We start from the raw sequence: 26,270 nt of genomic DNA, 5'->3' as shown, positions 1-26,270 counted from the left end.
CTCCGCTTACGCCAAATGCAATAGACAAATGCTAGAACCAAAAAAAGTCACAGATAATCTGTGACTTTTTAGTTTCAGTACCGATGATTTTCGATATCTGTTGATTCGCGAAAAATAGACTATCTTGCGTAAGATTTAAACTGGTTAGTCAGTGGGTCGTATTGATAGCCAAGCATATCCAGCTTACCGACGACACTTTCTATATCCATCTCATACATGCTAATGAGCTCTTCAAAACTGTCACACTCTAAGCGCAGTTTCTCGTTCACTATTCCCAGCAAGATAATGCTATCCAGACTTTTGACGTTGCTTAAATCCATCTCGTACTCCTTACGAACACACTGACTAGAATTAAGTTTAGAACGCTTACCAAAGTCACGCTAAAAAACAGATCACACTTCTTAAATCAGATACGTGGTTACCATGCCCGAAGTTACAATACCCAAAGTTACAATGCCCAAACTGGCGTTAAACCCACAGCAGCCGCTAATAACATCAACAATGAAACCGTCAGTTGAAGCTTTTCAGGTGTCTTAACAAACAGTAGATGCCAACACCACACCACGATAGACGAGATCAACAAAGCGAAGCTAAATAGCAAGGTGGAAATTACTGGCTCTAACTGAGCTTCAGAGAGTGAGTAAACATTCACGACTGTCGCCAGTACCACCAACATACCCGTCAATACACCCACCACAGGCAAAACACGGTGGAACGCTTGCAAACGCGTTCTTGCGATCGTCAGCAGTAAATGACCGAACGCAGCACCTAACAACACCACCAACAGCAGAGTCGTAATGATGCCGACTGTGGTTGCTTGTTCCGTTGCTTGGATTGCAACGTACGACAGCGCCAAACCACACGCCAAATACATTACCCAGATAGGGCCAGAATCACGAGTCTTCTTGGTTTGAACTTGAGAATAGAAATAAAAGATTGCGAACACGACCAGAAAGGCTTCAATTTTCACTGAGGCAACCGCCAGCCACAGCACGCCAATTGCAGGCAACATCTTGTGAATACGGCCACGTTGCCCCGGGCAAATATCCCCTTTCACCAAGATGAGGGTTAAGATCAGTTGGGCTCCTAAAAGCATCGGAGCAAATTGTACTAATAACGTTTCGACCATTGTGGATCTACTTCTTCAGACTTATTTTCGCGAATAATATCAAAAACTGCTGCGAACACTAATCAAAATCACAAATTAGCGACGTTATTCAAGGCTTCAACTATGCTGTTGTATGGCTCTTTTGCTGCTTTTAAAAGCGATGTAGCGAAAGACACCAGAACTAACAGGGGCATGTTCTACTGGCTAGTCAGGGCGCATGCCGCTATAATTCCCGCCTCAAAAATCAGAGGTCGAAATATGTACAGCGATATCACTCCTATTCATGAACACAAAAAATACTGGGCCGAGTGCTACGGAACTGCACCCTTTTTGCCTACCAGTAGAAAGGAGATGGATGCTCTTGGATGGGATAGCTGTGACATTATTATTGTAACTGGTGACGCTTATGTCGATCACCCGAGCTTTGGTATGGCTATCATTGGCCGTCTTCTTGAAGCTCAAGGTTTCCGCGTGGGCATTATTGCTCAACCTAAGTGGGACAATAAAGACGCCTTCATGAAGCTAGGTAAACCTAACCTATTCTTCGGCATCACCGCGGGTAACATGGACTCCATGATCAACCGCTACACCTCTGATCGCAAATTACGTCACGATGATGCTTACACGCCAAATAACGAAGGTGGTAAGCGCCCTGACCGTGCAACTCTGGTTTATTCTCAGCGTTGTCGCGAAGCCTACAAAGGTACACCAATCGTTCTTGGTGGTATTGAAGCGAGCTTGCGTCGTGTTGCGCACTACGACTACTGGTCGGATAAAGTTCGTCGCTCTGTATTGTTTGATGCAAAAGCGGACATCCTTCTTTTTGGTAACGCTGAGCGTGCACTGGTTGAAGTAGCACACCGCATTGCTGATGGCGAAGACATGTCAACGCTGACAGACATTCGTGGTACGGCAATCAACCTTGCTGCAGCGCCTGAAGGCTTCAAAATCATCGACTCTTCTCGTATCGAAAAGCCGAACAAAGCTTACGTACCGGTAAACCCGTACGAAGTGGAAACACAATGTGATACTAAGAAAGATGAGAAAGAAGAAGTAAAAGCGCAGCCGATTACGATTCGTCCTTCTCGTCACGATGCAAAAACGACAGCCGTTCGTATCCCAGCTTACGAAAAGCTAAACAACGACCGTATTCTTTACGCTCACGCTAGCCGTATCTTGCACCTAGAGACAAACCCGTACTCAGGTCGTGCTTTGATTCAACGTCACGGTGACCGTGAACTTTGGGTTAACCAAGCACCAATTCCATTAACGACTGAAGAGATGGATTACGTGTTTGGCCTTGCTTACAAGCGTGTTCCTCACCCTATGTACGGCAAAGCAAAGATTCCTGCTTACGACATGATCAAAACCTCAGTGAACATCATGCGTGGTTGTTTTGGTGGTTGTTCTTTCTGTTCAATCACAGAGCACGAAGGTCGTATCATTCAGAACCGTTCGAAAGAATCTATCTTGGATGAGATCGAAGACATCAAAGATAAAGTACCTGGCTTTACCGGTACGATTTCTGACTTGGGTGGTCCAACGGCGAACATGTACCGTTTAGGTTGTTCAGATCCGAAAGCAGAAATTAACTGTCGTCGTCCTTCATGTGTGTTCCCTAAAATCTGTGAGAAGCTAAACACAGACCACCAACACACGATTGACCTGTACCGCTCTGCGAGAAAAGTACCGGGCGTTAAGAAGATCATGATCGCTTCTGGTGTTCGTTACGACTTAGCGATTGAATCTCCAGAATACGTGCGTGAGCTTGTAACGCACCACGTAGGTGGCTACTTGAAGATTGCTCCAGAGCATACTGAAAAAGGCCCACTGGATCTGATGATGAAACCGGGCATGGGCACTTACGATCGCTTCAAAGAGATGTTCGAGAAGTACAGCGCTGAAGCCGGTAAGAAACAGTATCTAATCCCTTACTTTATCTCAGCTCACCCGGGCACAGAAGATGAAGACATGCTTAACCTTGCGTTGTGGCTGAAAAAGCACAACTACGAGTGTGACCAAGTACAAAACTTCTACCCATCGCCAATGTGTAATGCAACGTCGATGTACTACTCAGAGACGAACCCTCTGAAGCGTGTGAAATATAAGAAGCGTGAAGATGTGCCAGTGCCTAAAGGTGACCGTCAGCGTCGTCTGCATAAAGCACTGCTTCGTTACCACGATCCAGAAAACTGGAAGATCATCCGTGAAGCACTAATCGATATGGGTAAGAAACACCTTATCGGTGATAAGCCGGGCTGTTTGATTCCGGAAGAAGACTTTGACGCACAAACACCTGCACAACGTCGTAAGTCTGGTCGTCATGGCTCACAACGCTTTGCAACTAAGCACAGCAAATCTCAACCGGGTTTAGGCGGCGAGAAGCCACGTAACCATTCCAAATCTGCTGGCAATAAGCCTGGTGGTAAGAAGCCGAATGGTAACGGCAACGGTAGCCAAGGCAACGCTAACCAAAGTAACGGTAAGCAAAACGGCGGCGGTAATGGCAACGCTCGTAAGCCAGCGACTGGCTTCATTAAGAAAAGTCCTGGTGGTCAATCACAAGGCAATGGCGGCGGAAACCGCAACAAAGCCGGCAATGGTCAAGGTGGCAAACCTGCTGGCAACGGAAAGAATCGCCAACGCGCGACACAACGCTAATATTGTGAGCCAATAAACTTAGTCATAATAAAATACAAAGCGCAGCTATTTAGCTGCGCTTTTTTGTGTCTTGAAGGTTTTCCAAGCCGTAACCAGCACAGTTATGCACGCTGCCACTGGTCAGGATAATGGATGATGTTATGGAAAACCGCTTGTTCAGTTCCGATGTTCTTGTATCCATGAAGTTGTTCGGCATTAAAGCGTACCGCTTGTCCCGGGCTCAATTCATACCAGCTATCGTCAAAGAACACCGCCATACGACCTGAGATACACAAGATATGCTCAATCACTCCAGTACTGTGTGGTTCAGAAAAGTGCTCATAGTTTTCTGCCAGCCCAAGCTCATACACTTCAAAGCCTAATGAGGGTTCAAAAGGAAAAACAACACTGACTGAGAAGCCCTTATTCAGGCTTTCATCACGCAGTTCATTAGCGTCTCGGAACAAGCTCACCAGTTCATCACTAGAACAAGACAGAATTAAACTCGAAAATGAAACGTTCAAGCCCGTCGCGATTTGCCACAACTTGGCTACGGTTGGGCTAGACTCCCCACGCTCAATCTGACCGAGCATCGCTTTACTGACTCCGGTTGCCTTTGCGGTCGCGTCGAGGCTCCACCCTTTCTCTTTACGAATGCGTTTTAAGTTGTGGCTGACTTGCAACTCGTCTTGACCACTCAAACTCTCTTTTAGATTAACGCTAGCTTCTACATTTACATTCATGTTCTTCGGCATGTTTTCGTTCATCTACCTACTTAAGTTTGCTCACGACTAAAATTATCACGAACAAAATTTATACAAATAACACTTGTGCGCTATAACGCACAGGTGCTAAGTTAAGTTCTATGTATGTTATAACGCACAACGAGAGTGGTTAGTATGGGTCAGATTAAGTTTTCTCACATCAGTACTGGTTTTATTGCAGTATTTATCGGTTATGCGAGTGCGGCGGCGATCATCTTCCAAGCAGCAACCAGTGCAGGAGCAAGTCAACAACAGATCGCGTCATGGTTTTGGGCTCTCGGAATTGGCATGGGTGTGTCGACGATTTTGCTTTCGTGGCGATACAAACAGCCAGTCGTGACCGCATGGTCTACGCCGGGTGCTGCGCTACTTATCACCTCGTTGGATGGGCTCACCGTAGAGCAAGCTGTAGCTATATTCTTATTTAGCTCACTGTTAATCACTATTACGGGTCTAACTGGCATCTTTGACACGCTACTTAAGCGAATCCCTACATCGATTGCCTCTGCAATGCTAGCGGGTGTGTTGTGGATGTTTGGCATCGGGATATTTACCTCTTTGTCTCAAGAGGCGATTATCATCGGCACCATGTTAGCCGCGTATATTTTTGCTAAGCCTAAGTTTGGTAATTTATTGATTCCGTTTATCTTATTGCTTGCCGTCATCATGAGTGGCGTCGCTGGGAAACTCGATTTATCGGATGTGAACTTAACGCTGACTCAACCTATGTTCATCACCCCAGATTTTGATCTGGCGTCTTTATTGAGTGTTGGCATTCCGTTATTTGTGGTGACAATGGCATCACAAAACCTGCCCGGTTTCGCAGTATTGAAAGCTAATGGCTATAACCCACCAGCGTCACGCATTATCACCACAACAGGCATCACGGGGTTATTACTTGCTCCCTTTGGCGGCTTTGCCTTTAACTTGGCAGCGTTAACAGGCGCAATATGTATGAGCCCAAATGCCGATCCTAATCCGAAAAGTCGCTACAAGGCAGCACTAGCGATGGGTGGTTTCTATCTGTTAGCAGGGATATTAGGCACAACCTTTGTGTCTCTGTTCTCATCGGTTCCGCAAGCCATCATTATTACCATTGCGGGATTGGCATTATTGCCAACTCTTGCGAACTGCCTAACGACGGCACTTGCTGATGAGACGCATAGGGAAGCTGCGCTCCTCACCTTCTTGCTTACCGCTTCTGGGATTAATTTTGCCGGAGTAGGCAGCGCATTTTGGGGATTGTGTTTAGGTTTAATTTGCTACGCGATAAAGAATTGGCAACTAAAAGCGGCTCGAACAAAACAGGCTCAACCTACACAAGCGAACGAAGGCAAAGAGCAGAGTTAAATTTACCTTCAGAGCTATCACAGAGATTCAATAAAGAAGGCAAGTCATTGTACGACTTGCCTTTCTCTTTCTTTTTTTAGCGGGTAAAGACCCAATACTGACTAAACAGGTAGTTCGTCACCATGCCGACCAAAATACCAACGGCCATTGCGATAAACACAGCACCTGTAAACGCTGGCAGTAGTTCAGTCATCAGCTTAAAGCACAATAGATTCGGTACTGCTGATATCGACGCTGAGAACATGAACTTTTGCCACTGAATCAGTTTATCAGACCAACTACCCTGCCCTTTGAACCCAAAAGTCAGCACACGATTACCAAACCAAGTTGTCGTTGCTGCAGCAATGAAAGAGCCAATTCTCGCCGTCATCAAAGGCAAACCAACAATGTAATGCAGCAAGGCAAATACTGCGCAATCAACAACAAACCCACCAACACCAACCACAGCGAACCGAACCATCTTGTGATGGGAATGAAGCCTTTGACTGTATGCCTGAAGCTTGTTGTTGAACATTTGCAGCCCTGAGTTAACGCTGAACATCACTTGCACTTCTAATGTGGCTCAGCGACAAATTTGGTTTGATGTTTTGGCTATGGCAACTAAACAAAGCGCGCTTTATTTTCACCGTTGGTTCCAAAATACAGGTTAACGCATTGTCTTTAATCTTGGTTTCTACTTCTGCTCTTTTACCAATCAAATAGAACTTGTCGATGCCATCTAGTTGCTCGATATCAAGCAGTTTTTTCGCTTGCCCGTGGCTGTAAAACTGCCCTGAGAACGGTCGTTTTCCTACATAAAAACTCGGAGATGAATCGGTGATCTGCTCAAAGATGATACGGTCACTCTTCTCGTTCGCTTTACCTAAGTTTAGGTAAACCATCGCTATCATCAGCAACACTGGCAGAACCAAAGCCACGCTAGAGAACCACTTCTTATCTTTTTCCACCACAAGTATAGCAACCAACAAACCAAGAGCTGGAATGCCCGGTAATACGTAAGCAGGAAGAATATTGCCCGCCATGGTGAAAAGAATCAGAGGTGAAATCAACCAAAACACAAGGAATGAAAACAGTCCGCTATTCTCAGCGTTAATTTCTGCAATTTTCTTACGTCGAGCAAACGCCAATATCGGTAATACAATCGACCAAGGCGCAGCAGCTTGGATCCAGAATACCCAAATCATGCCTCGAGTTTCGTCATGGGCGGATCCGTAAAGATCCCCTTCCCAGCCACTCACAACAAAGCGCTTAAAGTGTTCGCCAACAATAAAGTAATCAATAAAACCCGGTGTCGCCATTTCTGCCATGATGTACCAAGGCAAAGCGATCGCTAACATCACACCTAAACCAGACAACAATGGGAAACGTTGCCAAAGCGCTTTGAAAGCACCGAAGAAGCCGTGTTGTAAGACCAACCACGGAAATACTGCGATACCCATGATCACAATCGCTACTGGCCCTTTTGCAAGTAAGCCTAGCGCTAAACCAATAAAGCCAACGTAACCCCAATTTCTATTGCTCTTCGCACTCCCTTCTCCCTTCCAGCATAGGTAGAAACCTAACATGGCAATAGTCATCGCCAAGGTTAACGCGATGTCTGTCATCACCGCACCCGCAGCGATCGAGAAAATACCGCATGTCGCCAATACAACGGCTGCGACCAAAGCACTTTGCCCAGTTCGCTTCGCCATGTAAGCCGTCAACAAGATCGTTACGACACCCGCTAACCAATGAGGTGCACGAACGGCAAATTCACTCAAACCGAACAACTCAATGCCCGCAGCACTCATCCATGTAAACAGCGGCGGCTTACCCCAGAAAGGAATACCGTAGTCGAATTGCGGTGTTAACCAGTTTCCTGTTTCCACCATTAAACGAGCCATTTCACCATAGCGCGCTTCGGTGGTGTCCATTAACGGATAAGTTGCCAGAGATAAAAGCCTTAGAACCAATGCAAAAGCCAACAAGTACCATAAGTGCGTTCGGTTCAGGCTCATGCTGACTCCTCTAATTTAAAGTGTGTTTTTAGTGCAGGTGTATCGACCACGGATTGGATCAGATACAAAGGGCGATTCTTGGTTTCGATAAAAATACGACCTATGTATTCTCCCATCAAACCAATACTCAGAAGTTGAATGCCGCCAAGGGCAAGTTGAACGACCATCATTGATGGGTAACCCGTGATAGGCTCACCAAACATCAGAGTTTTGAACACGATGACCATCCCATACACAAAAGCCGTTAGGGCAACGAGGCCACCGACTGCCGTTGCAATTCGCAGTGGTCGGATAGAGAACGAGGTAATACCGTCCATCGCCAAGCCAATCAACTTCAAGTAGTTCCACTTGGTCTCACCACAAAAGCGAGCGTCGCGCTTAAATTGGATCGTCGCTTGTCTGAAACCCGGCCATGAGAAAATGCCTTTCATGTAGCGATTACGTTCAGGAAGTTGATTGATATGGTCGACGACTTCACGGCTCAACAGTCTAAAATCACCGACATTTTCAGGAACATCGATCTTAGCAGCCACGTTCATGACTTTGTAAAAGCTCGCCGCTGAAAACTTCTTAAACCAGGTTTCACCGTCACGCTGGCTGCGCTGCATGTTGACGACATCATAGCCTTCACGCCACTTGGCAACCATTTGTGGGATAAGCTCAGGCGGGTCTTGCAGGTCTGCATCTAACAGGATCACGGCTTGTCCACGACAGTGCTCAAGGCCAGCACTCATGGCAGACTCTTTACCAAAGTTGCGGCTTAAACCAATCACCGAGATGGAGCTATTGATTGAAGTGAATGAACTCACCAAGTCCAAGCTGTTGTCTTTGCTGCCATCATCGACATAAACAATCTCACTCGTGATCGGTAAGCTATCGAGAACCTTAGTGAGGCGAGAATGGAACTCTTCCAACACCTCTTGTTCATCGTAAAAAGGCACAATGATAGACAAAGAGACCGCAGGATTGATCTGCGATGTGGTTATCTTAGGGCGGCTAATATGAAGTTCAGACATAATATGTTCTTCTATTTTTTAATCTGGAGCCAATCTACCCTCTCATAAGTGAAAGTTATGTTATTGACATATTTTTCACGCTCACTCAGGATAATGTTACTGTCTATTTCTGTATGAGAATCAAAATGAAACGAGTTCTATTAGTCGAAGATAACCGTGAAATTGCAGGTGTCTTGTTTGATTATTTTGAGTGTATTGCCATGGAACTCGATTACGCGGACAACGGCGAGCTTGGCCTGCAACTCGCGTTGGATAATTCATTTGATATCATTATCTTAGATTTGATGTTGCCACGAATGGACGGCCTAACGGTTTGTAATAAACTACGAGATCAAGGCAACGCGACACCCATTTTGATGCTAACTGCACTGGATAGCCGCGAAGATATGTTGAAAGGCTTTGAGCATGGTGCTGATGACTACCTCACCAAGCCTTTTGATTTAGATATTCTAGAAGCGAGAATGAACGCACTAGTTCGTCGTTACCGTGGAAAAGTCGCCTCTTCTAAGCTTCAGTTCGATGAACTCACCATCGACCAAAAGACACGCAAAGCTTACCGCCAAGACAAGCTACTTGCGCTGAACCCAACGACTTACACCATACTTGAGATGCTGTGCCAAAACGCACCTGAAGTGGTCACTCGCGAAGACATTTCATACAAGCTGTGGGAAGAAGACGAACCCAATAACGATGTGTTACGCAGTCACATCTATCAACTACGTAATCAACTCGACAAGCCTTTCGACACGCAAATGTTGATTACCGTACCTAAAATTGGATTCCGTTTGGAGTCGTCGAATTGATCTTAAATGTTCTCACAAGCACCAAAACCTTAACCGGCCGCCTAGCGCTTTTCTTTGGGTTAATGGCCGTGATTGTGTCGGCATTCGTCTATGTGGTTTTTATCGCCGCACTGTACTTATCAGAAGACCGAGTCGGTGAAAGACGCATCCTGATTGACCGTAACTATGCGGTTGGTTTATTCCAAGCCGGTGAGAGTGGCGAGTTAAGAATTGATGACCTAACCATCGCCTACAACGACATTTCATTCTTACCTCCCGAATACTTGAAGTACATTGAAGGCAAAGAAAGCTTTGTTGGTGAGGTCGGAGAAGAACCAGACTCACGCATGGTGTATGTCGGTGAGTATTCTGATGAAGGTGAAACCCACCCAATCATCCTGCTTTCTGAAATAGACCGCGTTGAATTTGATATTTACGAATTGGTGTACGCGACCACTTTTGTACTAACCCTACTCTCCATTCTGATTTTTAGCTTTGGGGCGCTGCTCTATCGATTGTCTAAGCGCCTAATTGAGCCTTTCAACTCCCTATCTGAACAACTCGAATCCAATAAGCTCAATCTAAACGAAGAGTTTGGTGTGAGTGACGATGCGGCGGTGGAATTCCGTCAATTGACCGATCAGCTCAATCAATATCGCCGTGAAATCAATTCGTTAGTCAAACGCGAACAAGCCTTTGCTCGCTACTCAAGTCATGAGCTGAGAACACCTTTGACCGTTGCTCGCGGGGCAAATAAGTTGCTTCTTCGCAGCGAAACAACCGAGTTTCAATCTCGTCAGGTTGAACGTATTGATGAAGCCATTGTTCAAATGTCTGAAATGGTCGATGCCCTGCTTGGTCTGGTTCGCTATGAAAGAAACAGTGACGATGCACCACTACGTTTGTTTAGCCAGCAAGAGCTAGAGACTATCGTTTCTAAAAATTCGTTGCAGGCTGACGAAAAGGAAGTCGAGATAACCTTACAAGTTCAATCAGAACCAACCATTCAAGCCACCAGCGCGATCATGAATATGTTGGTTGGAAACTTGTTGAGAAACGCGATTGCAGCCACTAATAGCGGAACAGTAACGATCATCCTTTCCCAAGACAGCCTTGTTATTGAAGACCAAGGTGAAGGCCTACAGGAGCAATACAACCCGAATGGACACGGGCTAGGTTTGTTGATTGTCGATGACTTGTGTCAGCGTTTTGATTGGGACTTTGAATTGTTCAATCGCAGCTGTGGTGGATGCACCGCCAAGATCACCTTTCAAGCCGATTCATCTGCGTCAATATCGAACGAAAATTTGATTTAGTTGGTTTACAGCCGCCTCTGGCTACTAGATACTCGTCCGTCCTATTTGATTTAAAAATGCTGGCTCTTTAGTCAGCATTTTGTTTAAGTGCGATGAAACTAAATAATAGCCCTGTAACTCAGCATCAATTTAACGACCACACCTTTTTCTTAAAGCGTGACGATCAGCTTCACTCCCACTTTTGTGGTAACAAAGCCCGCAAGTTCATGAAGCTGTTGGAAGACGAACACCCAGAAACCACAACCTTGATCAGCTATGGTTCTGCGCAGGCTAACTCTCTGTTCTCACTCGCGGCACTGGCAAAGATCAAAGGTTGGACGCTTGAGTTCTACGTCGATCATCTTCCCCAGTGGTTACTAGAACGCCCAATCGGTAATTACCGTGGTGCCATTGATCTTGGCGCTAAGGTGATTTCAGTCAAAGAGACAGGCTCTGAACTTCATCCACAAGCGTATATTGAGCAAGTCAGACAACCTGACTCCAACTGTATAGTATTACCAGAAGGTGGACGCTCTCAACTTGCTGAGTATGGTGTTAAGCAACTGGCAATGGAAATACTGAGCTGGACTCGCTTCGAAAACCAACACGATTTTGTGGTCGCATTGCCCGCAGGGACTGGCAGCACGGCTCTCTATCTTCATAAGCATTTAAAACTGCACAACATCCCAGTGTTAACCTGCGCTTGTGTTGGTGGCAGCGACTATTTAACGCAACAATTTAACGAGCTAGATGAAACCGATCATCCACAGATCTTATCGCTCGAAACCAAACACCACTTTGGAAAATTGTATCAACAGGATTATCAAACTTGGTTAGATCTACAAGAACAAACCGACATCGAGTTTGACCTGCTTTACGATCCATTGATGTGGCAATGCTTACAACAATGGCAAGAAGATAACCCAACCAAAACCATCATCTATATCCACCAAGGTGGCATCTTAGGTAACGAATCCATGCTGCCACGCTATCAGCGAAAATATCCAGATATGTGCCGCAGCACGACCAACGCTTCTTGGTAATTGCTCTTCCGACTTCTAATTCAAGCTAATTGAATTTCTGTTTATGAAAACACCGACAAACAGCCATCACACTACATACGTGATGGCTGTTTTAGCATTTCACTTTCATATTTCACTTCTACGCTTGCACTTCAAATTAGAAACAGAAATCTGGCGAGAATCATCACGTTATCTATACTTTCGATTGGAACGTCATTGTCATCTAAAGGAATAACGCATGCGAAAACTCACTACACTCGGCCTGTTTTCAGTTTTACTACCCTTTTCAGCAATATCTGGAGAAAACGTCACTTACCAAGTCGACGGTATGGACTACGAAGGTTATTGGAGTGAAGCCAGCGACCAAGCGCCTTTGGTACTACTCATACACGATTGGGATGGCTTAACCGATTACGAAAAGAAGCGTTCTGAGATGCTCAACGAACTCGGTTACAACGTGTTCGCCATCGACCTATTTGGTAAAGGTATTCGCCCAACCGAAGTGAAAGACAAAAAACAACACACAGGTGAACTGTACAAAGACCGAGAGAAAATGCGTGCGCTACTCAAGGCTGGAGCCATGGAAGCGAAAAGACTTGGCGGCAACTTAGATAACAACGTGATGATGGGATATTGCTTTGGTGGGGCTGCTGTATTGGAAGCCGCTCGTGCGGGAATTCCTTCGAAGGCTTATGTCACCTTCCATGGCGGTTTATCAACACCAAAAGGCCAAGACTACTCGCAAACTAAGGCTCCGGTTATCGTATTCCACGGCACGGCTGATGCCATGATTTCAATGCAAGATTTTGGCAGCCTCGCCGCTGAACTTGAAACGACCAAAGTTCCCCATGAAATGATCACCTACAGTGGCGCTCCACATGCGTTTACCGTGTTCGGCTCCAATAATTACCAAAATGAAGCTGACCAAAAGTCGTGGGAACGATTCACGCATGTGTTAGAAACCACTACCCGATAAGCCGCGACACTCAAACCAAATCAGCCCATGCTTAATAAACATGGGCTGATTCGTATCACCAAGGATTTGGATGAACTACATGTAACGATGGATGCTCAAGTCGTCTGCTTTTATATCGCAATCAGAACCACTGACCACACTCGCTAGTAGCTTTCCTGAACCACATGCCATCGTCCAACCCAATGTTCCATGCCCAGTATTGGTAAACAGGTTCTTTATTGGCGTCTTTCCGATGATAGGTGTGCCATCTGGCGTCATCGGTCTTAACCCTGTCCAGTATTCTGCTTTAGAGAAATCTCCCGCCTGTGGGAAAAGGTCTCTGATCACCATATCAATCGTAGCTTTGCGTTTTTCTGGAATCAGGTAATTGAAACCAGCAAGCTCTGCCGTCCCAGCAATACGAATACGATCATCAAAACGAGTCATCGCCACCTTATAGGTCTCATCCATTACTGTTGAAGTCGGCGACTTATCTGCACTCACGATCGGCAGTGTCAGGGAGTAGCCCTTCACGGGATATACAGGGATCGATAAATCCACTTGCTTGAGCAGCTCACGAGAATAGCTTCCCGAAGCCACCACATAAGCGTCCGCTTTGAATTCACCTTGAGTTGTCGTAATGCTCTTGATCGTTTGGTTCTGATGATTCAAACTCACCACTTCAGTATCAAACACGAACTGAACGCCAAGCTTCTTAGCTTTTTCGGTCAAAGCTAAACAGAACTGATGGCAATCACCCGTTTCGTCATGAGGTAAGTATAAGCCGCCCACCAGCTTGTCTTTCACGTCAGCTAAACCCGGCTCCACCGACAGGCACTGATCAACACCAAACAGCGAGTGTTCGATTCCACTCTCTTTTAGTAACTTCATATCCTGCTGAATCGCGTCCAGTTGCTTCTCGCTTCTGAATACTTGCAGCGTCCCTTTCTGCCTACCCTCATAAGCTAATTCTTCAGTGGTTCGTAGGTGAGTGAGACAGTCTCGGCTGTAATTTGCCACTCTTAACATGCGTGACTTATTCACAGCGTATTTAGCTTCATTGCAATTGGCGAGCATCTTGGTCGCCCAAGAAACTAATTCAGGGGAAAGTGACGGCTGCACCTTTAAGGGAGCATGTTCTTGAGTGAGCCACTTCATCGCTTTCAACGGAATACCCGGCGCCGCCCATGGTGATGAATAACCGTAAGAAATTTGCCCGGCATTCGCAAAACTGGTTTCTTTACCACTGCTATCCTGGCGGTCGATAACCGTCACCGAATGACCCTCTTTCGCCAGATACCAAGCACTGGTCAACCCAATCACACCGCTGCCAATTACAATTACTTCCATTATCTTCCCCTAATACCCGACACAGCAAAATGTGTCGAACACTGTTGTCTGTTTCAAACTATCTTCGTTAATAATTTGTAACTTATTCAGCACGCGTTGACTTAACAATGCATATAGTGTTGATAAAAAGTCAATAAACAGGTAAATCGGGTGAATGAGTTTTGGAAGTGTGATGTTGAAGCGCTTATAGAGCTTCAAGGAATAGGCTTACTGCTAAGAGAAAGCACTCTACGAGGATAGGAATACTGAAGCTATGGCGGAATGAAGTTAGGTGATGTGATTATCTACACCAACCCACTTCAATCTAAATATTGTGGGCATCGTGGCTTAAGAAAGTGGCGTTTTCGAGCAGGAAATCTAAAAATGTTTCGGCTTGCAGAGTCAGGGCTCGTCCTTTGAGGGATTGAACTTTCACAGTTGCTTTCGAGAACATGTCTAACTCAGTCGCAACCACTTCTATTTGTCCGGACTTAATCTCATCGAGCACCGTGAGTTTGGGCATAAAAGTCACGCCAAGCCCTGCCGAAACAAAGTTTGTGAGCGCGGTTACCGAGTTAGTTTGAAGTTTCGGTTGCAAGGTAAGATGGGAGTTTTGTTCAGCCTGCTTTACTAGCCTCCCCATACCGGTCGAGTTATCAATCAAAGCAATAGAAGCCTCTCTAATGTCTTGCAGTGTCACAGGTGTTTCTTGCATCGTCAGTACGTGCCCTTTTGGAGCGATAAGCTCGAGAGGATGGCTACGTTCGACATGTGAATGCAGTTTTGGGTGCGGTGCAGACGCATAAGTGATCGCGAAATCGATCTGTTGGTCTTCCAACATTTTCACGGCATCCAATGCACCCGCAATCTCAATCGATAAATTGATATCAGGGTATCGAGCCATGAAAGTTTGCATCAGTTTAGAGACCAAGTTAGTGATAAACCCTTCCCCAATCGCAATACTTACATTACCGCCCTTGAGATTTTTCAACTTGGTTAGACGTGCTAGTACCGCCGTTTCACTTCGAACAATAGAACGGTAGTAGTTCAACAATTCGTTGCCCGCCTCAGTCAGCAGTGATTGACGATTGTTGCGTTCCCATACTTTAATTTCCGCTTGTGCTTCGAGCTGCGTCAGCATTCTGCTCATTGCCGCAGGGTCAACGTTCATCATCTTAGATGCCTTACGCAGTGACCCATATTTTGATAACGCATTCAGATACTCAAGCGCACGGAGATTAAAATGGTGCATGAAACTTCCTTGTGATTCGACTGACACAAGGCAAGCGTCTCATAGTTTTCCCATTTACCCGACCTAGCAAGTTTGCAAGTTGTGGGCTGAGTCACCAACACAAGTCTTTGAAGAACGATAGACGCCATATAGAAGCAGTAAGTATTCGCCTCTAATAAAACAAAAACACAGCTCAATCCAACGAAGAAAAGAGCTGTGTTTGATGTTCACTATCGGCTGTTTGAAGCCGATAACCAGTCGTTATTTCAAGGCAAGCAGTTTATCGACAAACTCTGAGAAACCGTACCCGCCGGGTTTCCTCATCACCACTGATGGGTGATGCTCTAGTCGTTCCCAGTAATGCTGAATATTTGCTACACCAACACTGTTCGGCAATATTTCAAACATGTATTGGTCGTTCATCGAGTCACCGACATAGCAGCTACGCTCGACTATTTCTTGGTCAGATAGCCCCTTCTCTTTGAGAAAGGCGGTTGATGTCGCTTTCTTAGAGTGCTCACCATACCAAGCATTGATATGAATAGAGCTTGCTGTAGCGTGAGCGCCTAACGCGTGAATTTTAGAGACAATCTCTTCAATAATCGCATCATCGACTTTTGGACGGTTTTGGCCGATGTCGATAGCGACCTCACACAAACGGTAAGACTGATCGAGCGTTAAACTGAGCTCTGGGTAATCGCTCAAAATAGCTAATACTTGTTCTTTCAACTTATTCTGATTGGCACTGACTTCTGGCAAAGGGATATCAGAACGCAATTTCAGATAACCGTTTTTCTTTTCCATAATGAACGCGCCATTCTCACCGAGAACCGCATCGACTGGCCACAGCTGAGCAATATGATCACACCAACCGGCACAAGCGCCTGTTACCGCAACCACTTTTTTCCCCGAATCACGAAGTTTGCTTAACGCAATCAAGGTTTCAGGCGGCAATTGACCTTGCCACGTTAAGGTGTCGTCCACGTCGGTTAACACCCAATCTATCTTTTTCCAATTTTGGTTCAATTCATTCGATACCGAATTCATTTCTACACCTCTAAATAATCAATCACTAAACAGTGTTAAAGCAAATTCGGTAAAAACATCACTAAGCTTTCAGAGAAAGTCAGCAACATCAGAACCGTGAGTAGTGCTAGCAACAACGGAGCCACTTCTTTCACGAAGTCGACCATACGAACTTTTAAAATCGAGCAAACCGTAAACATCATCGAGCCAAATGGTGGAGTCACACCACCAATCATGATATTCACAATCACAATAATGCCGAAGTGAACCGGGTTAACGCCTAGGTTAAGCACAGCAGGCAGCAACAGTGGCGTGAGTATGATCATCGCAGCCCCACCTTCGATAAACATGCCCACCACTAACAGCAGCACGTTGATCAACAACAGCAAGACTAACTTGTTATCGGTAAGCTCAATCAAAGCAGACGCAACATTGTGTGGGATCTGCTCTAGCGTCATGTAGTAACCAAAGACCATGGCACCGATAATGATAAACATGACACTACTGGTGCCCTGCACTGTTTCACGCATGATGAGCGGGATATGGCGGAAGCCCAGTTGACGATAAACGAAGATGCCAATAATCGCGCAAAGTAATACAGCAATCGCACCCGCTTCAGTAGGCGTGAACAAGCCAAAACGCATGCCTAAAATAATGCCAAATGGGATCAACAGTGCTGGAATCGCTTTCAAGAAGTAATGGAAACGCTCTTTGGCAGACGCAGGCTCAGAACGAGAAGGTTTGTAACGACGCTTACGCGCGATGAAGGCAATAGTTACCATCAGCGACAGCGCCATCAAAAATGCCGGAACGTAACCCGCAATAAACATTTGATGGACTGATACGTTCGCCAACAAAGCAAAAATGATTAAGTTGATACCCGGCGGGATAACAGGGCTGATACTTGATGAAGCAGCAGTCACAGCCGCCGTGAATGGCAAGTCATAGCCACGCTTGGTCATTTCAGGGGCAAGAATCTTTGATTGCATCGCCGCATCCGCATTTGCAGAGCCAGAGATACCGCCCATCAGAGTACTCAACGCAACATTTACTTGAGCCAGACCACCGGTTTTATGACCTATCATTGAGTCGGCAAAGGCAAGTAAGCTTTTACTTATCCCTGCATAGTTCATCACCGAACCCACCATGATAAAGAACGGAATGGCTAACAGCGGAAAGGACTCAGCTGAGCTAATAAAACGCTGCATTACCAAGCTCACAGGAATAGAGTCATTGATAAAAAGAAAGTAAACCATCGCCGATGCGATCAGAGAAAATGCGATGGGTATGTTCAATAGAAACAGAACGAACAGAATAAGGATTGGAAGATAGCTTTCCATAAATCGTACCTACTTAGAAGAGCGCTTTAGAGATGCGACATCGCTCGCGATAAATCGAATAGTGTGAATCGCCATCAATGAGAAACAAAGCAACAGCACGCCATTGATAACAAAATATGACACGCCCATGACTGGCGTTACCTTGTTAGATAGCATGAGATATTGATAACTCAGAACCGCCATCAAGAGGTTCAGAGCCAGTAGGAAAACGGAAACACATAACCTAAATGGGATTTTTGCTTTTTCTGGCAACATGGCGACCACCACGTCTACACCCATGTGAAGCTTGTGTTTGTAACAGGAGCTAATCCCTAAGTAGACAGCCCAGATGAAGCAAATAACCGACAGCTCTTCACTCCACGGGACAACAAAGCCAAATCCATAACGCAAGACGACGTTAACGATAACAACCAAAACGGTGATCGAAATAGCGATAGAAGCGAGGATTTCTTCAATATTTTTCAATAAAAACAAAAGACTTCTCCAACGAAATACCGAATACAACGTGGGTATTTCAGGAATATAACGGCCTAAAGATATTTAGGCCGTAATCATTAACTAATTAATTTAAGTATGCAGGACTACTGTGCCGCTCGAATCGTTTCCAACTCTTTCATGATCGTCGCGTGTATACCTTCGCTCCATGTTGGGAACTGGTTGTATACATCGGCAGTCAGTTGGTTGAACTCATCAGAATTCACTTCGTTGAAGGTAACGCCTAGCTCTTCAAGTTTCTGAGTGTATTCAACATCCAGTTTAACTAGCTCAGCAGTATTAGATTCAGCGCCCGCCTCTAACTCTTCATTGATGATCTGCTGTTGCTCTGGCGTAAATTTGTCCCAAAGCGTTGGTGAAATGTAGATACCCACAGTACCTAGGAAGTGCTTAGTCAAAGACATGTTCTTTGCGACTTCGTAGATTTTGGTTGAGTACATGGTCAGGATAGAACCTTCAAGACCGTCAACAACACCTTGTTGAACGCCTGCATAGGTTTCAGGGAATGGAAGAGAAGCTGGTGCTGCACCCATTGCTGAAAGCGTGCTAATGAACAGCTGACTTTGTGGAACACGAATACGCATGCCTTTCATATCTTCAGAGTTCACAATCTCTTTATTTGTGATCATGTGACGGAAACCAAACATGAAGTCAGCATTCAATACTTTGATGCCTTTTTCTTCGGCTTTAGCTTTTAGGCCAGCGACAAATTCAGTGTCCATCATCGCTAAGTATTCATCGTAAGTGTTGTACAACATTGGACCTGCCAGTGCTGCAAAATCAGGTACGTAATCACCTAGGTAAGTCAAATCTTCTACAGCAATCCAGTTTGCGCCGTTAACCACTTGTTCCAAGTTATCTTTGTAAACAGGTAACTGACCACCGGGGAAAACTTTAATGTTTACCGAACCATCGGTTCTTTCTCTAATTTTGTCGGTCGCTTTGATAAGTTCTTGTGTTAACAACTCATTTTGAGTGAACACAAGGCTCATGTTGATATTGATCGGCTCATCTTTAGCTTCAGAACCAGCCTTGTCAGCTTCACCACAACCAACAAGTAGCGTTGCCGCCATAATTACTGTACCTAATAGCTTTTTCATTTTTTATCACCTTTTCGTGGCTATCGTTTTCTAAATATAGAGGGTGTTATTAAGTTTTCGTAGAGTATGTAAGTGAATTATTACATTCATATGAACATTAATCTTACCGCTTTGAACATTGTGAGCATAAGGTCTCACTATTGTACAAACTCTGTACAACACCTTTAAGCTAGCTCTCATTTAAAATAAGTAGATATAGCGGATAAATAATAAATCTGTAATAAAGTAGAGCTACTGTTTCCTGAATTTTCAAATGAACATCGAGATTGAATTATGATCACAGGCCACCGCGGTGCCGCTTCTTTAGCACCAGAAAATACGTTAGTGAGTATTGAACAAGCAGCGAAAGCTGGTGCTAAATGGATTGAAATTGATACCCAATTAAGCGCTGATGGCACCCCAATGGTTTTTCATGATAAGACGGTAAATCGTTGCACTAACGGAACGGGCAATATCGCAGATTTAGATTTAACCGCACTCAAGGCATTAGATGCTGGCAGTTGGTTTGGTAGCGAATTCGCAGGGACAACGATTCCTACGTTGAGTGAAGCGCTCGACAAGTGCTTAGAGCTCGATGTGACTTTGAACCTGGAGATCAAAATTTACGACGATAAGGCTATCCAACCTTTAGTTGAGAAAGTCGCCGAACTTATTGAACAAAAACAGTTCCCTATTGAAAAGCTACTCATCTCAAGCTTCAAAAAAGAGGCACTAAGCCTTTGCCAACAGATGATGCCAGAAGTTAAAAGAGGCTTTATCTGCGAAGTTTGGAATGATTTCAGCCTAGAGTCACTTAAATCACTCGATCTTTACAGCATTCATATCGACCACCGAATTCTTGACCAGAAAACGGCCAAAGCGATCAAAGCTTCTGGCGCAGTTCTTAAAATATGGACACTGAACGATCCTCAATTGGCGGCTAAATATTTCAACCTTGGCGTCGATAACATCATCACCGACGTACCAAACCAATTTTAGTGAGCTTCTATGGAACTGAACCATCGTCAGAAAGAAATACTCGCAACACTTAAGGCTAACCAAGACATACAGATCGACCACTTAGCCGAGTTATTTTCTGTCACCACTCAAACCATTCGTCGTGACGTAAACCACTTGTGTGAGCAAGGCCTTGCGCGAAGAGTACACGGAGGCGTGAGCTTACCCACTACGCTCACTAATACTAGCTACCGATTCCGTGCTGGTGTTGAGTCTGAAACTAAAGACAGTATTGCGATGGCAGTTGCCGACGCGATACCTGAAGGTTCAACCGTCATGATGGGGATTGGTACGACCGTCACTCGCATCGCTCAATATTTGTTGGCTAAGCCTGCATTGCGAGTGATCACCAACAACCTGCAAGTCGCTCGTATCCTTGAAGCAAATGAGCAAATTGAAGTGTATTTGGCTGGCGGTTTGTTCAGGCGAGAACACCAAGATATGGTGGGAAGCAGCGTAGTCCACTTCTTTTCCGATTTTGAAGCTGACATTGGCATTTGTGGTTGTGGCTCAGTAACAGACAGCCATTTCGCCATGGAACATGAGCAAGTTGAAGCTGACCTATCCAAGTCGATAATTAACAATAGTCGTGAAAGTTGGCTTGTTGCAGATGCCAGTAAATGGGGACGCTTTGCTGCTCTCAAAGTCGCTCCGCTGGATGACTTTGATCGTATTTATACTAACAAGACACAGTTACCTTCAGAACTAAGCATTCACCTTGTAGAAGATGACGTTCAGCCTTAAACATAAAAAAGCCTAGCATCACAGCTAGGCTTTTAAGTTTAAGAACACAGCTTTTGATTAGTGTTACATACCAACAAAGAAACTGATCACCAACGCGTTAATCAAATCGACAAAGAAGCCACATACTAATGGCACCACGATAAATGCTTGTGGACTTGCACCATAACGATGAGTCACGGCAGTCATGTTAACAATCGCTGTGGCAGTCGAGCCTAGAGTGATACCACCGAAGCCAGAACATATCACCACTGAGTCATAGTTTCTTCCCATCAAGTAATAAACGACAAAGATGGTAAACAGCAGTGAAAGTAGAATCTGGATACTCATGACCACTGAGATGTAGCCAAACAGGCCGTCAAGATCCCAGATACGTAGTCCCATCAATGCCATGGTCAAGAACATGCCCAAACAGATATCAGAGATCATTGCTAAGCCTTTACGGCCTTGCGCGATTTTCTCTTGTGTGCGACGTTTCTTGAACAATGCACGTCCAACGTTGCCGATTAGGATACCTGCGATTAAACAGCTAACGAATAGTGGCAGTTTCAAACCCATTGAGTCGATAACTTCACTCAAGCTGTAACCCAGCATCAGTGTTAAGTTAAGAATCAACCATGCCCATAAAACGCCGTAGTGGCTTAGCTCTGTTTTTGTCTCACTCTCTTGGTATGCACCAACCGTCACCTCTTCTTCATTGGAAGGGCTGACCTTGTGTTTATTGAGAAGGTAATTAGCAATCGGACCACCAATCACACACGCCGCAATCAGACCAACCGTGTTGGAAGCCACACCAAGTTCTAGCGCATTAGCAATACCAAACTCTTCCACGAACATCGGTGCCCACGCCAACGTAGTACCAACACCGCCAATCAAGCTCACTGAACCCGAGAGCAAACCTGCTTTCGCATCCATTCCAAAGCCTGACGCGACAGCCATGCCAACCACGTTTTGCAACACGATAAAAACAGCAGCAAGACATAACAAGATGAACAGCGGTCGCCCACCTTTTATCAGTGTTTTTATATCCGCTTGAAGTCCGATGCCAGCAAAAAAGTAAAGAAGCAAAAAGTCTCTGACATCTAGGCTAAAAGTAATCTGAATTTCAAACAGATAGTAAAGCGCTGCTACCGTTGCAGCACAAACGAAGCCGCCAATAACCGGCTCTGGTAGTGAGTACTTCCTTAATACTTCCGATCGCTCGATCAAACCTTTACCGATAAACAGTAAAGAGATCGCGATGGTAAAGGAGAGCATTGGAGAAACGAGGGTTTCTGTCATGAGGTAATAAATTCCTAGTGGTGAGATTATTCATAATGTTGCTTACCCTTAATAATCAAGATCTAGGCCAAAAAATCAAGTATTTATCGGAGACAAAAACGGCTAATCTGGATCAATTTACGTCAGTATAAATAGAGGAAATAACTACTAAGAAATGATTAAAGAAAGTCATATTAGGGAAGTATGAAGGGAGTGCGGAATATAGGGGCTCTGAAACGAGAAAACCCCAGCATTTCTGCTAGGGTTTTGAATAGTGGTGGAAGGATGGGGATTTGAACCCCAGATACGCTATAAACGTATACTCGCTTTCCAGGCGAGCGCCTTAAGCCACTCAGCCATCCTTCCACAAATTGTGCGTTGAGCTTGTCACTCAACGAGGCGCTACTTTATTGATTCTGCTTGCTTTGGTCAAGGGGCATTCTCAAAAAAAGTGCCTTTTTCAGCTCGTTCGATTACAAATTAACTCATTAGATCAAAAACAAACCAAATTTTATTCTATCGCTACACTTACGCTTGTTGCTTTTCTTAAGCTTGTTGATAGTAGCCTGGAACTCTAAACCATTTACGGCACATATCTAAGAAGTAACCGTAAAGTACGCCCATACCACATGAGATAACTGCATTACTGGTTACCGCGGTCACGATCTGATCGCTTGAAGCACCCACCGCCAACAAAATACCCGCATACACAGGTGATTGGAATAACACGTAAGCCATAAGATCAGACAAGTTCTTCATCAACGAACTTTGTGAAAGTTTTGCACCATTGCGCAAGAACCAATCACGAAAGACACCATAAGGCCATGCGATAGCAATGTTTACCGGAATAGATAACGTTCGTGAAGCAAGAGATTGCTCAAACGTCATTCCAGAGATAAACACTTCTACGATCATGCCAGAGATAAAACAGAAAACTACCATAGCAAATGTATCCGCCGCTGCGTTACGGATACAAAATGGACCACGAGACTTCATTGATGACAAACCTAAAATATATCACTACCTATTTAGTGATTTAGTAACATATAAACAAGGTGTTTTCACACCCTACCAGATAATGTCGCTATTAAATCACAAGATAGGCAGTCATACATTCCAAATTAAAAATTAAGTTGTAAATTAACAACCAAAAACCACTTAAAAAGCAGTCACTTCCACCAAAAAATCATATCAAGGTCAAATAATGGACAATTCGTTGTTTACTTTCTGTAATTAAACAACAACTAGGCCATGGGCAGATTAACAGTAATGATATTAATAACATCTTGAGTAGGAGGGGCACCCTGAGAAACCTGCTCTAAAGCCTTATCCACTTGGTAGGTCAGTTCAGCATTGTTCATAGGTTTGACATGAACACGCAAGCTCTCTAAGGCAAATTGAATTAACTCAAGGTTGTTGTCTTCAAGAGCCACATAAAGTGTTACTAACAACTCTTCAGTATTGTCTTTGTTTCGTAAGTCAGGTTTAGGCAGCGAGCGACTTTGACTCTTTTGCCCATGAAGGTGTGTTTTTGGATTTTTAGCGTTATTGCTTTCTAGCTCATGGTTTTCTGTTCCATGACTTACTCTTTCATCAATAGCTTGATCATCGCTATAGTCGGCACTATCGCTCTGCTCATCATTGCTCTCTTCCTCGTGGAACTGGTAAAGCTTATTCGAATAACGGAATAAAGCATCGTCGAGCTCTCGCTCATCGATTGGTTTTGCAATGATGTAGTCGACACCCGCACCGAGCATACGCTCGCGAGTCTCTTTAAACACATCAGCAGTACAACCAAATATTAAGACGGATGAAACATCGCCAATTAAAGCGCGAATCGCAGTGGTTGATTCCACACCGTCCATCACTGGCATGTGGTTATCCATCAACACCAAATCAAAATGCTCAGCAACGACAGCTTGTATAGCAAGCTCACCGTTTTCTACGCTCTTACATGTGAACCCCTTGCTGCTCATGAAGGTTTCAATGATGACGGTATTGGTTCGGTTATCCTCTACAATCAACACCTTCAAACCGGAGTAATCTAATTTCTTGTGTGGCAAGCTCTCTATCTCACCGGGCTGACACGGTTGAATCTTCAATCGAACATCAAAGCTTGTGCCTATACCCTCTTCGCTGGTGACGGTAATGCTGCCATCCATGAGCTGGGCAATCTTCTTCACAATCGCTAAGCCAAGGCCAGTACCACCAAAACGTCTTGTGGTCGACGACTCTGCCTGTTCGAAAGGTTTGAAAATACGTTTTTGAGCTTCTTTAGAAATACCGATGCCGGTGTCACGAACTCGAATACTCAGATAGGTGTCACTGCCCTCGACGATTTCTTTAAAGTACACCTCAACAAAGCCTCTAGAGGTGAACTTCACGGCATTATTTAATAGGTTAAATAAGATTTGGCGCAGGCGTGCTTTATCCGAGAAGTACCAACGACCCGAAGGCACTTCAGAGTACACTTTGAATTGGAGGCCTTTTTCAGAAGATAAGGTGTAGTAGACACTGTTAATACTGCCGATGATCGAATCCAGAGGGAATCGAGTTTCATCGAGATCCAACCTGCCCTGCTCGATCTTCGAGAAATCCAAGATCTCATTGAGCAGTGTCATCATATGATCGCCTGACTCATATAGGCTCTTCAGGTGCTTCTCTTGTTCAGAATTTAAAGGCGTTTTCAAAAGGATCTGAGCGGTACCCAATACACCATTCATCGGTGTACGGATTTCATGTGACAGGGTCGCGAGGAAAGCCGTTTTAGCATTGGTTGATGCCTGAGCCTTAACCTTTTCCGCTTCGAGGTAGATGGTCTTCTCGTTGAAGGTTTTAATCAAATGGCCAATTTCGTCGTCACTTGAGTATTCCACATCAATGATTTCACCAGCTCTAGAGCCGCCGACCTTAGCGGCAATGTTAGTAATTGGGCTAATCAAGTAGCGATTCAATAAGTAATAACCAGCCATGACACACAGTAGTAACAGCGGAACAATACCGCCCTCAATACTCATGACCTGACGAAACACTTCATCTGCTACACGTGATTTTGAGTTAACCACATCCACTTGCCAGCCAAACTCACCAAATTGATTGCTACTGATATAGATCCCTTCAACCAGATTGAAGTTATGCGAAACCAAGACCTGGTTGAGTTTATCTCTCAGGGTGATACCAAGATTGTACTCTTCTGCGTGGTTTTTAATGAAACCCAGTAACTCTTCGAGCGAGAGATCCACCGTCGCAATACCGGCAAAGGTGCCGTCGTAGTAATAAGGTGACGAAGCCGTAATCATTCGAACATGAGTATAGGGATCGATATAGACATCGCTCCAAGAGATGGTCCCCTGTGGCTTGTCTACAACCGAGGTATACCAATACTCTTCGTGATAAGGGGCGTTTTTAGGATTGTTGTAAGAGAACAGCTGGTCAATCGTGCCATCGTCAGCTTTGTTGAAAAAATAACTGTTTAAGAGCTTGTCGGAATCCAGCGCATAAGGTTCTGGCCAAATACCAGCACTCACGATTGTGTCATCGCTCGCGGCTAACATCGACTTGAATAGCGGGATGACATCTTCACCTTTACGATGTGCCTGAGCAAAACCAACTAAACTATCAACAAAGCCTTGAGAGCTGCTGAGTGGCTCTGTAATCAATGCCGATAACAGTTGCGTGCGCAAGTCGAGGTTTTGCTGTAATTTGGCGCGCACAGGGGATTCTACGACGTAATACGTCACACTACCGACAATGGCAATAAACATAGCAAGGTACAGCCCAAGCGCTACCATGCTTTTTTTCTTAAGAGACGACCGTATCTGCA

The 26,270-nt window shown here is 44.8% G+C and carries 23 protein-coding genes and 1 tRNA gene; 8 read left to right on the top strand and 16 right to left on the bottom strand.

Going from position 1 to position 26,270, the window contains the following annotated elements:
- Positions 1 to 119 precede the first annotated feature (119 nt).
- Together L1D37_RS19120 and L1D37_RS19115 are read right to left on the bottom strand one after the other, a co-directional pair.
- Entirely contained in the window at positions 120 to 320 is a 201-nt protein-coding gene (locus L1D37_RS19120) for a DUF4250 domain-containing protein (protein ID WP_004741624.1), read from the bottom strand.
- Positions 321 to 448: 128 nt separating this feature from the next.
- Positions 449 to 1,129: a hypothetical protein gene (locus L1D37_RS19115; protein ID WP_176680109.1), complete on the bottom strand. Its 681-nt coding sequence runs from the start codon at positions 1,127 to 1,129 to the stop codon at positions 449 to 451.
- 237 nt (positions 1,130 to 1,366) lie between these two features.
- Here L1D37_RS19115 and L1D37_RS19110 point away from each other — a divergent pair, with 237 nt between their 5' ends.
- Positions 1,367 to 3,769, top strand: coding sequence for a YgiQ family radical SAM protein (locus L1D37_RS19110; RefSeq protein ID WP_239848814.1), 2,403 nt, complete (start codon positions 1,367 to 1,369; stop codon positions 3,767 to 3,769).
- Between the two features lie 101 nt (positions 3,770 to 3,870).
- On the opposite strand, the gene L1D37_RS19105 is transcribed toward L1D37_RS19110, so the two are convergent.
- Positions 3,871 to 4,515, bottom strand: a complete 645-nt coding sequence (locus tag L1D37_RS19105) for an XRE family transcriptional regulator (protein WP_239848813.1) — start codon at positions 4,513 to 4,515, stop codon at positions 3,871 to 3,873.
- 132 nt (positions 4,516 to 4,647) lie between these two features.
- Here L1D37_RS19105 and L1D37_RS19100 point away from each other — a divergent pair, with 132 nt between their 5' ends.
- Positions 4,648 to 5,862: a benzoate/H(+) symporter BenE family transporter gene (locus L1D37_RS19100; protein WP_239848812.1), complete on the top strand. Its 1,215-nt coding sequence runs from the start codon at positions 4,648 to 4,650 to the stop codon at positions 5,860 to 5,862.
- Between the two features lie 76 nt (positions 5,863 to 5,938).
- Here L1D37_RS19100 and L1D37_RS19095 read toward each other — a convergent pair whose 3' ends face one another.
- From L1D37_RS19095 to L1D37_RS19085, 3 genes are read right to left on the bottom strand one after another with little or no spacing between them, the layout of a single operon-like run.
- Positions 5,939 to 6,403 carry a GtrA family protein gene (locus L1D37_RS19095; RefSeq protein ID WP_239848811.1) on the bottom strand — a complete coding sequence of 155 codons (465 nt, stop codon included), beginning with the start codon at positions 6,401 to 6,403 and terminating at the stop codon, positions 5,939 to 5,941.
- Entirely contained in the window at positions 6,390 to 7,859 is a 1,470-nt protein-coding gene (locus L1D37_RS19090) for a glycosyltransferase family 39 protein (protein WP_239848810.1), read from the bottom strand. The genes L1D37_RS19095 and L1D37_RS19090 overlap by 14 nt, the downstream gene beginning before the upstream one ends.
- Positions 7,856 to 8,875, bottom strand: coding sequence for a glycosyltransferase family 2 protein (locus tag L1D37_RS19085; protein ID WP_017630946.1), 1,020 nt, complete (start codon positions 8,873 to 8,875; stop codon positions 7,856 to 7,858). The genes L1D37_RS19090 and L1D37_RS19085 overlap by 4 nt, the downstream gene beginning before the upstream one ends.
- Positions 8,876 to 9,000: 125 nt before the next feature.
- Here L1D37_RS19085 and L1D37_RS19080 point away from each other — a divergent pair, with 125 nt between their 5' ends.
- The 4 genes from L1D37_RS19080 (at position 9,001) to L1D37_RS19065 (ending at position 12,950) form a co-directional block, all read left to right on the top strand.
- Positions 9,001 to 9,678 (top strand): response regulator transcription factor, encoded by a 678-nt coding sequence (locus tag L1D37_RS19080; protein ID WP_239848809.1) that lies wholly within the window; start codon positions 9,001 to 9,003, stop codon positions 9,676 to 9,678.
- Positions 9,675 to 10,973, top strand: a complete 1,299-nt coding sequence (locus L1D37_RS19075; RefSeq protein ID WP_239848808.1) for a HAMP domain-containing sensor histidine kinase — start codon at positions 9,675 to 9,677, stop codon at positions 10,971 to 10,973. The genes L1D37_RS19080 and L1D37_RS19075 overlap by 4 nt, the downstream gene beginning before the upstream one ends.
- A gap of 92 nt (positions 10,974 to 11,065) precedes the next feature.
- Positions 11,066 to 11,995 carry a pyridoxal-phosphate dependent enzyme gene (locus tag L1D37_RS19070; RefSeq protein WP_239848807.1) on the top strand — a complete coding sequence of 310 codons (930 nt, stop codon included), beginning with the start codon at positions 11,066 to 11,068 and terminating at the stop codon, positions 11,993 to 11,995.
- Positions 11,996 to 12,212: 217 nt separating this feature from the next.
- Positions 12,213 to 12,950 (top strand): dienelactone hydrolase family protein, encoded by a 738-nt coding sequence (locus L1D37_RS19065; protein ID WP_239848806.1) that lies wholly within the window; start codon positions 12,213 to 12,215, stop codon positions 12,948 to 12,950.
- A gap of 75 nt (positions 12,951 to 13,025) precedes the next feature.
- Here L1D37_RS19065 and L1D37_RS19060 read toward each other — a convergent pair whose 3' ends face one another.
- The 6 genes from L1D37_RS19060 to L1D37_RS19035 form a co-directional block, all read right to left on the bottom strand.
- Entirely contained in the window at positions 13,026 to 14,279 is a 1,254-nt protein-coding gene (locus L1D37_RS19060) for a D-amino acid dehydrogenase (protein ID WP_239848805.1), read from the bottom strand.
- Positions 14,280 to 14,583: 304 nt separating this feature from the next.
- Positions 14,584 to 15,510, bottom strand: a complete 927-nt coding sequence (locus tag L1D37_RS19055; protein ID WP_239848804.1) for a LysR family transcriptional regulator — start codon at positions 15,508 to 15,510, stop codon at positions 14,584 to 14,586.
- 240 nt (positions 15,511 to 15,750) lie between these two features.
- A complete protein-coding gene (locus L1D37_RS19050) occupies positions 15,751 to 16,536 on the bottom strand; it encodes an HAD-IIB family hydrolase (protein WP_239848803.1) in 786 nt (261 codons plus the stop codon).
- 35 nt (positions 16,537 to 16,571) lie between these two features.
- Positions 16,572 to 17,855, bottom strand: a complete 1,284-nt coding sequence (locus L1D37_RS19045; protein ID WP_017062048.1) for a TRAP transporter large permease — start codon at positions 17,853 to 17,855, stop codon at positions 16,572 to 16,574.
- A 9-nt stretch (positions 17,856 to 17,864) separates the two neighbouring features.
- Positions 17,865 to 18,329 (bottom strand): TRAP transporter small permease, encoded by a 465-nt coding sequence (locus tag L1D37_RS19040; RefSeq protein ID WP_239848802.1) that lies wholly within the window; start codon positions 18,327 to 18,329, stop codon positions 17,865 to 17,867.
- 107 nt (positions 18,330 to 18,436) lie between these two features.
- Entirely contained in the window at positions 18,437 to 19,450 is a 1,014-nt protein-coding gene (locus tag L1D37_RS19035; protein WP_239848801.1) for a C4-dicarboxylate TRAP transporter substrate-binding protein, read from the bottom strand.
- A gap of 273 nt (positions 19,451 to 19,723) precedes the next feature.
- Here L1D37_RS19035 and L1D37_RS19030 point away from each other — a divergent pair, with 273 nt between their 5' ends.
- The gene (locus tag L1D37_RS19030) at positions 19,724 to 20,428 is read left to right on the top strand and encodes a glycerophosphodiester phosphodiesterase family protein (protein ID WP_239848799.1); all 705 of its coding nucleotides are present in this window, start codon (positions 19,724 to 19,726) and stop codon (positions 20,426 to 20,428) included.
- A 9-nt stretch (positions 20,429 to 20,437) separates the two neighbouring features.
- Positions 20,438 to 21,190, top strand: coding sequence for a DeoR/GlpR family DNA-binding transcription regulator (locus L1D37_RS19025; RefSeq protein ID WP_239848797.1), 753 nt, complete (start codon positions 20,438 to 20,440; stop codon positions 21,188 to 21,190).
- A gap of 63 nt (positions 21,191 to 21,253) precedes the next feature.
- Here L1D37_RS19025 and gltS read toward each other — a convergent pair whose 3' ends face one another.
- The 4 genes from gltS to L1D37_RS19005 all read right to left on the bottom strand — a co-directional run bounded on the left by gltS (position 21,254) and on the right by L1D37_RS19005 (position 26,238).
- The gene (gene gltS, locus L1D37_RS19020; protein ID WP_176680126.1) at positions 21,254 to 22,468 is read right to left on the bottom strand and encodes a sodium/glutamate symporter; all 1,215 of its coding nucleotides are present in this window, start codon (positions 22,466 to 22,468) and stop codon (positions 21,254 to 21,256) included.
- 254 nt (positions 22,469 to 22,722) lie between these two features.
- A tRNA-Ser gene (locus L1D37_RS19015) sits at positions 22,723 to 22,813 on the bottom strand.
- A 180-nt stretch (positions 22,814 to 22,993) separates the two neighbouring features.
- A complete protein-coding gene (locus L1D37_RS19010; RefSeq protein ID WP_102423554.1) occupies positions 22,994 to 23,443 on the bottom strand; it encodes an L-alanine exporter AlaE in 450 nt (149 codons plus the stop codon).
- A gap of 248 nt (positions 23,444 to 23,691) precedes the next feature.
- Positions 23,692 to 26,238, bottom strand: coding sequence for a hybrid sensor histidine kinase/response regulator (locus L1D37_RS19005; protein WP_239848795.1), 2,547 nt, complete (start codon positions 26,236 to 26,238; stop codon positions 23,692 to 23,694).
- Positions 26,239 to 26,270: the final 32 nt, after the last annotated feature.

It is taken from the genome of Vibrio sp. Isolate33 (assembly GCF_022397895.1).
Taxonomy (GTDB): Bacteria; Pseudomonadota; Gammaproteobacteria; order Enterobacterales; family Vibrionaceae; genus Vibrio; species Vibrio pomeroyi.
Note: the sequence above shows the minus strand (reverse complement) of the source record. Positions and strands in the feature narration are given on the sequence as shown.

Coding starts and splice junctions, on each gene's coding strand:
- L1D37_RS19095 (WP_239848811.1), bottom strand. CDS start 6,403: ATGTTCAGCGTTAACTCAGGGCTGCAAATGTTCAACAACAAGCTTCAG.
- L1D37_RS19115 (WP_176680109.1), bottom strand. CDS start 1,129: ATGGTCGAAACGTTATTAGTACAATTTGCTCCGATGCTTTTAGGAGCC.
- L1D37_RS19120 (WP_004741624.1), bottom strand. CDS start 320: ATGGATTTAAGCAACGTCAAAAGTCTGGATAGCATTATCTTGCTGGGA.
- L1D37_RS19065 (WP_239848806.1), top strand. CDS start 12,213: ATGCGAAAACTCACTACACTCGGCCTGTTTTCAGTTTTACTACCCTTT.
- L1D37_RS19080 (WP_239848809.1), top strand. CDS start 9,001: ATGAAACGAGTTCTATTAGTCGAAGATAACCGTGAAATTGCAGGTGTC.
- L1D37_RS19070 (WP_239848807.1), top strand. CDS start 11,066: ATGAAACTAAATAATAGCCCTGTAACTCAGCATCAATTTAACGACCAC.
- gltS (WP_176680126.1), bottom strand. CDS start 22,468: ATGACAGAAACCCTCGTTTCTCCAATGCTCTCCTTTACCATCGCGATC.
- L1D37_RS19010 (WP_102423554.1), bottom strand. CDS start 23,443: ATGAAGTCTCGTGGTCCATTTTGTATCCGTAACGCAGCGGCGGATACA.
- L1D37_RS19055 (WP_239848804.1), bottom strand. CDS start 15,510: ATGCACCATTTTAATCTCCGTGCGCTTGAGTATCTGAATGCGTTATCA.
- L1D37_RS19100 (WP_239848812.1), top strand. CDS start 4,648: ATGGGTCAGATTAAGTTTTCTCACATCAGTACTGGTTTTATTGCAGTA.
- L1D37_RS19005 (WP_239848795.1), bottom strand. CDS start 26,238: ATGGTAGCGCTTGGGCTGTACCTTGCTATGTTTATTGCCATTGTCGGT.
- L1D37_RS19090 (WP_239848810.1), bottom strand. CDS start 7,859: ATGAGCCTGAACCGAACGCACTTATGGTACTTGTTGGCTTTTGCATTG.
- L1D37_RS19045 (WP_017062048.1), bottom strand. CDS start 17,855: ATGGAAAGCTATCTTCCAATCCTTATTCTGTTCGTTCTGTTTCTATTG.
- L1D37_RS19050 (WP_239848803.1), bottom strand. CDS start 16,536: ATGAATTCGGTATCGAATGAATTGAACCAAAATTGGAAAAAGATAGAT.
- L1D37_RS19030 (WP_239848799.1), top strand. CDS start 19,724: ATGATCACAGGCCACCGCGGTGCCGCTTCTTTAGCACCAGAAAATACG.
- L1D37_RS19105 (WP_239848813.1), bottom strand. CDS start 4,515: ATGAACGAAAACATGCCGAAGAACATGAATGTAAATGTAGAAGCTAGC.
- L1D37_RS19035 (WP_239848801.1), bottom strand. CDS start 19,450: ATGAAAAAGCTATTAGGTACAGTAATTATGGCGGCAACGCTACTTGTT.
- L1D37_RS19060 (WP_239848805.1), bottom strand. CDS start 14,279: ATGGAAGTAATTGTAATTGGCAGCGGTGTGATTGGGTTGACCAGTGCT.
- L1D37_RS19110 (WP_239848814.1), top strand. CDS start 1,367: ATGTACAGCGATATCACTCCTATTCATGAACACAAAAAATACTGGGCC.
- L1D37_RS19085 (WP_017630946.1), bottom strand. CDS start 8,875: ATGTCTGAACTTCATATTAGCCGCCCTAAGATAACCACATCGCAGATC.
- L1D37_RS19025 (WP_239848797.1), top strand. CDS start 20,438: ATGGAACTGAACCATCGTCAGAAAGAAATACTCGCAACACTTAAGGCT.